Source organism: Acidilobus sp. (genome assembly GCF_049973875.1).
In the GTDB taxonomy this organism is placed as follows: domain Archaea; phylum Thermoproteota; class Thermoprotei_A; order Sulfolobales; family Acidilobaceae; genus Acidilobus.
In genome coordinates this window covers 23,183-31,307 of the sequence record NZ_JBMFJI010000015.1, presented here as the reverse complement: position 1 = coordinate 31,307, position 8,125 = coordinate 23,183, and the positions used below count along the sequence as shown (strand labels likewise).

Sequence of the window (8,125 nt, the reverse complement as noted above, 5' to 3'; positions counted from 1 at the left end):
CCAGGGGGCTGGGAGAGGAGGGCAACCCCCAGTGAGGGGTAGGGGTAACGGGCCTAAGGCCAGGCCCGCGGCCTACCGCTGGACGAGCGGAGCGGGGTGGGCGCCCTCAGCGCCCGCCAGCTGTGAGGCGGTGAAGGTGAAGGCGGTAAACCGCGAACCGGTGAGCCGCCCTGGGGGAGCCCCCGCCCTTCAGGGCGGGGAGGAGGTCAGGGGGGCCAGCTCCGTGACGTTAAACGCCTTGACCACGTAGAGGTAGTGTGTAACCCCAATGACCTGGCCCACCACGTCAACCCTGAGGGGCAGCTGCGTCAGGTTGGCGTTCACGTGGGCCCCCTCGCCTATGACCACCAGGGCAAATATCACGTGGTGGGTCGCCTGGGTGCCGTTGACTATCCTCAGCACGGCCACGTACGTGGTCTGGTTCACGGCGAAGAGCAGCTCGCCCCTGAACTCGTAGACCTTGCCCACTATGTTCTGTGACTCCACGTAGGCGTAGAGCTTCTCGTCAAGCCCTATTATGAGCTCGTCAGCCCTGTATATGTCCCTGCCCACGGCGGCGGCCGTGCCGTGGCCGCTGGAGGTCAGGTTCTCGGCTATCCCAGCGCTCTCGTTGGCAAACTTTATGGACTGGTTTATGTACTCCAGGGACAGGTTGTCCTCCCCAACTGCGTAGTAGTGAAGGGCGGTGAGCGTGACGTTTATGGCCTTGAAAGTCAGGTTGAGGGCCTCCTCGCTCAGGTTGGCCTCGCTCCCGGTGAGGTAAGCAATAAGCGACTCGACCCTGCTGAGGCTCCTGTTAATTCCCACTAGCGCCTTCACCTGGGCGCCGTAAAGCATGACCCTGCCGGTGGCGTTGGGGAAGGGCTCAGCCATCGGGGCCCTGCTCTCTATCTCCTCGACCGCCCTGGCCAGGCCCACGAGCTGCGCGGGCGTCGCGTTGGCGGCTGAGGAGTTCAGCTCCTCCTCGAGCTCCTTAACCACCTCGTCGGCCACCTGCGAGGGGCTCACGTTGGCCTCCTGCATGTAGGACCAGTTGGCCTCGAGCTCGCCCCTGGCCTTGTGGAGCTCCCTCACGAGCCTCCCTATCATGGCGTGCTTGGCGTACGTCGACACCCTGACGCTGAGGTTCGCCAGGTAGCCCTTCAGGTCGGCAAGTATCTCGGCGGCGCCGCTCACGTTGCCGCTGGAGATGTCCTTGAGGGCCTCGTCCACCTGTGAAATTACGTACGACCTCTCAGTTGAGTTTATTGCCGGGGAGCTGTTCACGAACCTCTCTATGGCGAGCAGCTGGGCCTCTATGCCGTAGGCCGGCGGCATGTAAGTTGGCTTGACCCCTCTGGCCTCGGACGCTATGTACTTAAGCGCCTCCAGGCAGAGGTCCTGGGCGCCGGTGTAGTTACCGTTGTTGTAGTAGCTGAGGGCCTTGGAGTAGAGCTCCTCCGCCTGGGTGGCGTTGATCCCAAGCGACTTGCCCACAGCTATGGCCCTCTGGGTCAGGTTTAGTAGCGCCTGAGCCTGCCCCTGGCCCGTCCCCTGGGCCTCCCCCACTCTTACCTGCAATAGTAGGGGGGCCCCGAGGGCCAGGGCCACCAGGGCCACAAGGCCCATGGCAATCGCGACCTTCAAGCTTCGCTCACCTCAGGCCTGAAGTTGTCGGGCAGGCCGTATTAGGGACCTGGCGGGATTGGCTTCCCGCCCCTTCCCGCGCTGTCCCGGGAAGAACTTATAGCTTTGCCTAAGGCCTTCGCAGGAGGGCCGAGAGGCTTAGATGGACTTGACGGCCTCAAGGGCCCTGTCTGCGTGCTCCTCGGCCTTCTTCAGGTTGCTTATCACCTGCCTCACGACTCCGTCAGGGCCTATAACGAAGGTGACCCTTGAGGCCGTCATAAGCTTCAGGACGCCGAAGGTCTTTGAGACCTCCTTGGTCTTGTCGCTCGCCAGGGGGAACTTGGCCCCGTACTTCTCGGCGAACTTCTTAAGCGTGTCGACGCTGTCGACGCTGACGCCTATTACCTCGGCCTCAAGGGCCTTGAACTGGTCGTAGAGCTCCGTGAACCTCTTCAGCTCCCTCGTGCACCCCATGGTGAAAGCCTTGGGGAAGAAGTAGAGCACCAGCTTCTTGCCCCTGAAGTCGGAGAGCTTAACCTTGCCAGCGGTGGTCTCAAGCTCCAGGTCTGGGACCTGGTCCCCAACCTGAACCATATATCTCACCGAACACCTTTTCTGAAGGGGAGTATTTAAGCGGAGGTACAGCTGGCGGGGTGTTAATAGGTGGGATGAGCCACAACTTATTTACCTTGCTAAGTAAATAGTAGAGAGGTGCCAAGGTGTATACAATGTCGTCCGGCGAGAGCGTAGAGCTGCTCAGGTCGAGCGTCAGGGAGTTCGCGGAGAAGGTGATAAAGCCCGTGGCCAGGGACATAGACAGGGACAACGCGGTACCGCCTGATGTGATAAAGCAGGTAGCGGACATGGGCTACTTCGCCCTGAGGGTGCCCCAGGAGTACGGGGGGCCCGGCCTCTCGACCCTTGAGTCCGTCGTGGTCGTTGAGGAGCTGGCAAGGGCTTCAGGCGCCGTAGCTATAATGGCCACAGTCTCGGGCACCATGGTGGCCTACCCGCTCGTGCACTACGCAAACGATGACATAAAGAGGAGGTACCTTGAGAAGCTGGCCAGGGGCTCCATAGGCGCCTTTGCCCTCAGCGAGCCCTGCTGCGGCACCGACGCGGCAGCCATAACGACAAGGGCCGAGAAGGAGGGCGACGAGTACGTGATAAACGGCAGGAAGACCTGGATAACCAACTCGCCATACGCGGACTTCTTCCTGGTGGCCGCCAGGACCGGCACGCCCGAGCAGAGGCACAGGGGCGTCTCGCTGTTCGTAGTTGACAAGGGCTCCTGCGTGGAGGTTTCAAAGCTTGACATGATGGGATACAGGGGGAGCGGGACCAGCGAGGTGCTATTCAAGGACTGCAGGGTACCCGAGACCAACATGGTTGGCCAGCTCAACGGCGGCTTCAAGATAGTCATGGACGCCCTCAACGAGGGAAGGGTGGTCACGGCGGCCACGGCCCTTGGCCTGGCGGAGGCGGCCTTCGAGGACTCCCTGGCCTACGCCAAGCAGAGGGAGAGCATGGGGGTGCCCATAGCTGAGCACCAGATGGTCCAGTACATGCTGGCCGAGATGAAGATAAGGGTTGAGGCCGTGAAACAGCTAATCTACGAGGCGGCCCGCAGGGTTGACGCCGGCGACCCCGAGTACCCCATGTGGAGCAGCATGGCTAAGCTGGCCGCGGCCCAGTGGGGCGTCGACGTGGCCCGGATGGCCGTCCAGGTGGAGGGCGGCTTCGGCTACAGCAAGGAGAGCCTGGTGGAGAGGATCTACAGGGACGTGAAGATGGTTGAGATAGGGGACGGCACGAACGAGGCCCAGAGGCTGGTTATAGCCAGGAGCCTGCTGGGCAGGATAAGGCCTGTCAGGCAGGGCTAGCTCACTGGGTCGACGGCTTCAGGTACTCCTCCCCCATCACGGCCCCGCAGAGTATGGTCATGAAAACTATGGCCATGGTTTTTATGGCGTCGTCAACCTTGGCTATTATGGCGGCCTCTGCCGCGCCCTGGGAGGACTTTATGTAGGACTCTATGGAGCTTATGGTAGCCACGACGTTGAACGCCACCTCGTGGAGCCTCTTCACGCTCGGCTGGGCCACCATGGCGCTCACCAGGGGCGCCAGGTCCCTCACCTGGGAGGCCAGCTGGGAGACGACCCTTGACCTCACCTCGAGCCTTGAGGCCATCTTGGCCGCGTCAAGCAGCGTGTTCCCCACGACGCCCAGGAGGGCGGTGCCAACTATAGTGCCCTGCAGGTTCCCTTCGGCGCTGCCGCTGTTCATGGAGCCAACCACGTACCTCATGATCAGGTGCTGGTACTTCGTGAGCTCGTTTGTGGCTATCGAGAACTGGTCCTCGGCCACCTGAACCCCCTCAGCCACCTGCCTTAGGAGCTCCGCTATGTTTGAGACCGCCGAGCCCAGGCCCTTTATGGCATGCTTGGGGTCCGCCTTCGAGTCGTCCAGGACTATCTTCATTACGGCTCTGTCCCTCTCCACCTCAAGCAGCTCAAGTCCAAGGAGCCTCATGGAGGCCTCCTTGAGGACCTGCATGGCCTCCGGGCCCATGCCCCTCAGGTCTATGGTGGCCTCGTTAACATTGTTGACGTAGAGGCACGTGAGGGCCCAGGAGACCAGCTGGGGCATGACAAGCTTGTAGGCCTCAAACTCGTAGGCGTTCCTGTCGCTGCCCGTGTTGGCCGGGACTATCTTAAGCCTGTCGCCCTCGTCAACTATGTAGATCACGTCGCCGGCCTTAAGGCCGTGGGCCTCTATCCACGTGTGCGGCAGCGTCACGACAAGCGACGAGGCCCCGAGCTTCTGGAGCTTCCTTGGCGTTATGTTCAAAGTATCAACCCCGTATATACTGGACCTTGCTACCTTGTCTATGCACGTGAGAAGTTTTAACGTTTACTTAGTATTTTTACCTAAAATCGTTTCAGTGAGAAAGGGTTTTCAAAAAAGTTATGGAAATATCGAGCTGCCCCTCATGGGGCATACTTCTTAGCCTCCTCGACGTCCTCCTTAGGCGTCTCCCTGAAGGTGAACCACCAGTCGTAGCCCTTGAACTGGGTGAGCCTCAGGGACGCCTCATCCATGCTTGCGGGCGTTGGGTTGAGCAGGTCGTCCTTTACTATCTCGTTGTTAGGCCAGTTGGCCGGGGCGATGGCGCCGGTCTTGTCTATCAGCTGGAGGGTCTTAACGACCCTCAGTATCTCCTTCACGTTCCTGCCGAGCTCCAGCGGGTAATATATTATCGCCCTTATGGTTGCCTTGTTGTCAACAAAGAAGACGGCCCTTACGGTGTTGGTCGCGCTCTGGGCGTGGAACATGCCCAGCCTCCTGGCCACGAGGCCGAGAGGGTCTGCAATTATAGGGAACGGCACCTTTATCTTGAGGTTGCGCTCTATCCACTGCACCCACGATATGTGGCTCGGGTTGCCGTCCACCGAGAGGCCTATGAGGCCCGTGTTGAGCCTCTCGAAGTCAGGGTAGTACAGCGAGAAGCTGTAGAACTCGGTCGTGCAGACAGGAGTGAAGTCGGCCGGGTGGCTGAAGAGGACGAACCACCTGCCCTTGGAGGTGAAGTAGTCGGGCAGCTTCAGCTTCCCGTGGGTAGTCACCACCTCGACCTCTGGGAACTTCTTCCCTATGAGGGGCATCCTCTCCTGGGAGATTACCTCCGAGGCCGACATGGTCGGTCGCGCTTTGCCGTGCAGGAAATCGCTAAAAGCTTTTCTCTATGTAGAGAATGGTTTAGTATAGCCGCAACTTTAAGGCCATCGGTCAGCGCAACAGCGGCGCGCAGTCATTACTAGCGCATAAAGGTCCCGGCCCCCTGCAGGCCGCGGGGAGCAAATGCTGCTGGGCGACGCCGCCAAGGGCCTCATGACGGGGAGGCTGACGAGGGGCTGCGAGCTCTGCTACGCCGGCCTCAAGGCCGTCATATTCATAACAGGCGTCTGCGACGAGAACTGCTTCTACTGCCCCGTCGACAGGGACAGGTTCGGCAGGAGGGTGATGTACGTAAACGACGAGAGGGCCTATGACATCAATGACATAGTAAGGGAGGTGGAGAGGCAGGGGGCCACCGGGGCAAGCATAACTGGCGGGGACCCGCTCGCGGACCTGCCGCTGACGCTCTCCCTCATAAGGGCCCTGAAGGCCACCTTCGGGCCGGAGTTTCACATACACCTCTACACGCCGGGGAGGCACTCAACCCCGGAGGCGCTGCTGGCCCTGTGGAGGGCAGGCCTTGACGAGATAAGGTTTCACCCCGTCAGCAAGAACTACTTGAAGGGGATAGAGTACGCCGTCAAGCTCACGGGCATGAGGGTGGGGGCCGAGATGCCCATAGCCCCGGGCCTCGAGGGCTGGGTCAAGGAGGTCATAAAGTTCGTGGACTCGGTCGGGGGGCACTTCGTCAACCTTGACGAGATGGAGTTCGCCGAGCCTAACAGGGAGTCCCTCAGGCTCAGGGGCCTCAGGCCCGACGACTCAAGGGAGGCGGCTGTTAAGGGCTCGCTGAGGGCGGCTGTGGAGGTGCTCTCCTGGGCTGAGAACAACGTCAGGGTGCCGGTGCACTTCTGCCCGGTCTCCTTCAAGGACCTGGTCCAGGTGAGGAACAGGTACAGGAGGACCGCCTCAAGGGACCTGAGGTGGTACGAGGTGCCGCTGAGCGACGGTACCGTTGCCAGGGGCGAAATAGTGGGCGAGGACGGCGACGTTATAGGCTACTTCAGGCCTGGGGAGCAGGTGAGCCTGCCGAGGGGCGCCGTGGCGAGGGTCGTGGTCACTTACCCGACCCAGGCCAGGTCGCCCGTGCTCTGCGAGGCGGAGTCCGAGGACCCCGTTGAGGCCTTCAGGGAGTGCTCCTCCGCCGAGTGAGGCCTCAGCTAGGTCCCACTGGTAGGGATTTATCCTTCACGTGTCGCACACTGAGGGGTTAAGCGTTGAACGTGGTCAAGGCCCTCGTGGAGGAGTCGCTGCCGAGGGCCAGGGGCAGGACGATAAGGAGGGTGGCCGTGGGCAGGTACGCCTACGTGGAGCTCGACGACGGCAGGGCAGGGCTCGCCTACGTTGACTGGGACTGGGTCAAGCCCAACAGGGACCCCTGGAGCCCCCCTAGGTCGGCGGAGGAGGCGGTTGGCCTGGCCCTCTCCTACGACCCTGTTATGGCAGCCGTGGGGGTCGCCACCATAAACGCGCTTGTAAACACCGGGGGCCAGCCGGTTGACCCCCTCGACCTGGTCAAGGTGAGCCCTGGCTCAAAGGTGGCCATAGTGGGCTACATAAGGCCCTACGTGAGGAGGCTCGCCGGGACGGCCAAGGTGTACGTCTTTGAGCTGTCCCCCTCCGAGGAGGACTTCGTGCTGCCATGGTACGCCGAGGAGGAGATGCTGCCCCAGATGGACCTTGTCATAGCCACCGGGGTGACAGTGGTCAACAAGACGATAAACAGGATAGCCGAGCTCTCCAGGGGGTCCCAGCTCATAGTCGTGGGCCCCACGACGCCCATGCTCCCCGAGGCCTTCGAGGGCGTCACGGGCGCCCTGGGGAGCTCCATAGTGGTCGACAGGGAGCAGGCCTACTCGATGATAACCATGGGCTATGGGGCCGGGGCCCTGCTCCACTCTAAGGTCCTGAGGAAGGCCGCGGTCCAGCTCTAGTTTCTCTATTAATAGAAAGGTTAAAATAATACCTCTTGTATACAAGTTTAACAACTGGGGGATAGGCTTGAGGCTCCCCCTCGTCAACCTGAAGGAGGTCGCGGGGCCGGGGCCCTACACCGCCAGGCTAGAGGTGACCCTGTGGCCTGGCCTGGTGGAGGAGGTCAGCGTGCCGAGGCTCTCGAGGCAGCCTGACAGGGCGTACTGCAGCAGGCTCGAGGGCCTTGAGGCCAGGAGCTACGTGGTGACCCTCTGCAGCTCTGGGGAGCCTTTCGCCTCCGTCTACCTCTGCCCCCCTTGGATCAGGGCCTCTTCAGGTACCACTCGGCAAACGCCCTGAGGGCCCTGCCCCTGTGCGACATGGAGTCCTTCTCCTCGACGCTCATTTCAGCGAAGGTCCTGCTGTGCCCCTCAGGCACGAACAGCGGGTCGTAGCCGAAGCCGCCCGAGCCCCTGGGCGACTCAGCTATGGAGCCGCAGACCTCGCCAACGAAGGTCCTGACTCCTTCCTCGTCAGCGTAGGCCAGGCCGGTCCTGAAGCAGGCTCTCCTGTTGGTGACGCCGCTGAGGAGCTTCAGGACGCCGCTGAGGCCGACCTTCTCAAGGAAGAAGCTGCTGTAGGGTCCTGGGAAGCCGTTAAGTGCTTCTATGTACAGGCCCGAGTCGTCGACTATGAGCGGCACCCTGAACTGCTCGTAGGCGTGCCTGGCGGCCACCTCCGCTATCCTCACGACGTCCTCGTCCTGCACCTCAAGCTTCTCGGCCTTTATCTGCTGCAGCTCTATGCCGTAGGGCTTAAGTATGAGCGATGCCTCGAGAAACTTCCTGTCGTTGTGCGTCACCAT

General features: G+C 61.4%; 9 protein-coding genes. 4 read left to right on the top strand and 5 right to left on the bottom strand.

The window, feature by feature from the left end:
• Nucleotides 1-189 precede the first annotated feature (189 nt).
• Nucleotides 190-1,626: a hypothetical protein gene (locus ACP5H1_RS06120; RefSeq protein ID WP_427972980.1), complete on the bottom strand. Its 1,437-nt coding sequence runs from the start codon at nt 1,624-1,626 to the stop codon at nt 190-192.
• A 138-nt stretch (nt 1,627-1,764) separates the two neighbouring features.
• Nucleotides 1,765-2,202: a peroxiredoxin gene (locus ACP5H1_RS06115; protein ID WP_427972978.1), complete on the bottom strand. Its 438-nt coding sequence runs from the start codon at nt 2,200-2,202 to the stop codon at nt 1,765-1,767.
• 134 nt (nt 2,203-2,336) lie between these two features.
• Here ACP5H1_RS06115 and ACP5H1_RS06110 point away from each other — a divergent pair, with 134 nt between their 5' ends.
• Nucleotides 2,337-3,491 carry an acyl-CoA dehydrogenase family protein gene (locus ACP5H1_RS06110; RefSeq protein ID WP_427972993.1) on the top strand — a complete coding sequence of 385 codons (1,155 nt, stop codon included), beginning with the start codon at nt 2,337-2,339 and terminating at the stop codon, nt 3,489-3,491.
• Nucleotide 3,492: 1 nt separating this feature from the next.
• On the opposite strand, the gene ACP5H1_RS06105 is transcribed toward ACP5H1_RS06110, so the two are convergent.
• Nucleotides 3,493-4,458, bottom strand: a complete 966-nt coding sequence (locus ACP5H1_RS06105) for an AbrB/MazE/SpoVT family DNA-binding domain-containing protein (RefSeq protein WP_427972976.1) — start codon at nt 4,456-4,458, stop codon at nt 3,493-3,495.
• Nucleotides 4,459-4,598: 140 nt separating this feature from the next.
• Nucleotides 4,599-5,288, bottom strand: a complete 690-nt coding sequence (locus tag ACP5H1_RS06100) for a peroxiredoxin (RefSeq protein ID WP_427972991.1) — start codon at nt 5,286-5,288, stop codon at nt 4,599-4,601.
• Nucleotides 5,289-5,469: 181 nt separating this feature from the next.
• Between ACP5H1_RS06100 and ACP5H1_RS06095 the strand changes: the two genes are divergently transcribed.
• The 3 genes from ACP5H1_RS06095 (at nt 5,470) to ACP5H1_RS06085 (ending at nt 7,620) form a co-directional block, all read left to right on the top strand.
• Nucleotides 5,470-6,498: a radical SAM protein gene (locus ACP5H1_RS06095; protein ID WP_427972973.1), complete on the top strand. Its 1,029-nt coding sequence runs from the start codon at nt 5,470-5,472 to the stop codon at nt 6,496-6,498.
• A 71-nt stretch (nt 6,499-6,569) separates the two neighbouring features.
• Complete coding sequence (locus tag ACP5H1_RS06090; protein ID WP_427972988.1) at nt 6,570-7,280, top strand: Rossmann-like domain-containing protein; 711 nt, start codon at nt 6,570-6,572, stop codon at nt 7,278-7,280.
• Between the two features lie 67 nt (nt 7,281-7,347).
• A complete protein-coding gene (locus ACP5H1_RS06085; protein WP_427972970.1) occupies nt 7,348-7,620 on the top strand; it encodes a hypothetical protein in 273 nt (90 codons plus the stop codon).
• Here the strand turns inward: ACP5H1_RS06085 and ACP5H1_RS06080 are convergent.
• Entirely contained in the window at nt 7,583-8,125 is a 543-nt protein-coding gene (locus tag ACP5H1_RS06080) for an XTP/dITP diphosphatase (protein ID WP_427972986.1), read from the bottom strand. The two genes, ACP5H1_RS06085 and ACP5H1_RS06080, sit on opposite strands and share 38 nt — an antisense overlap.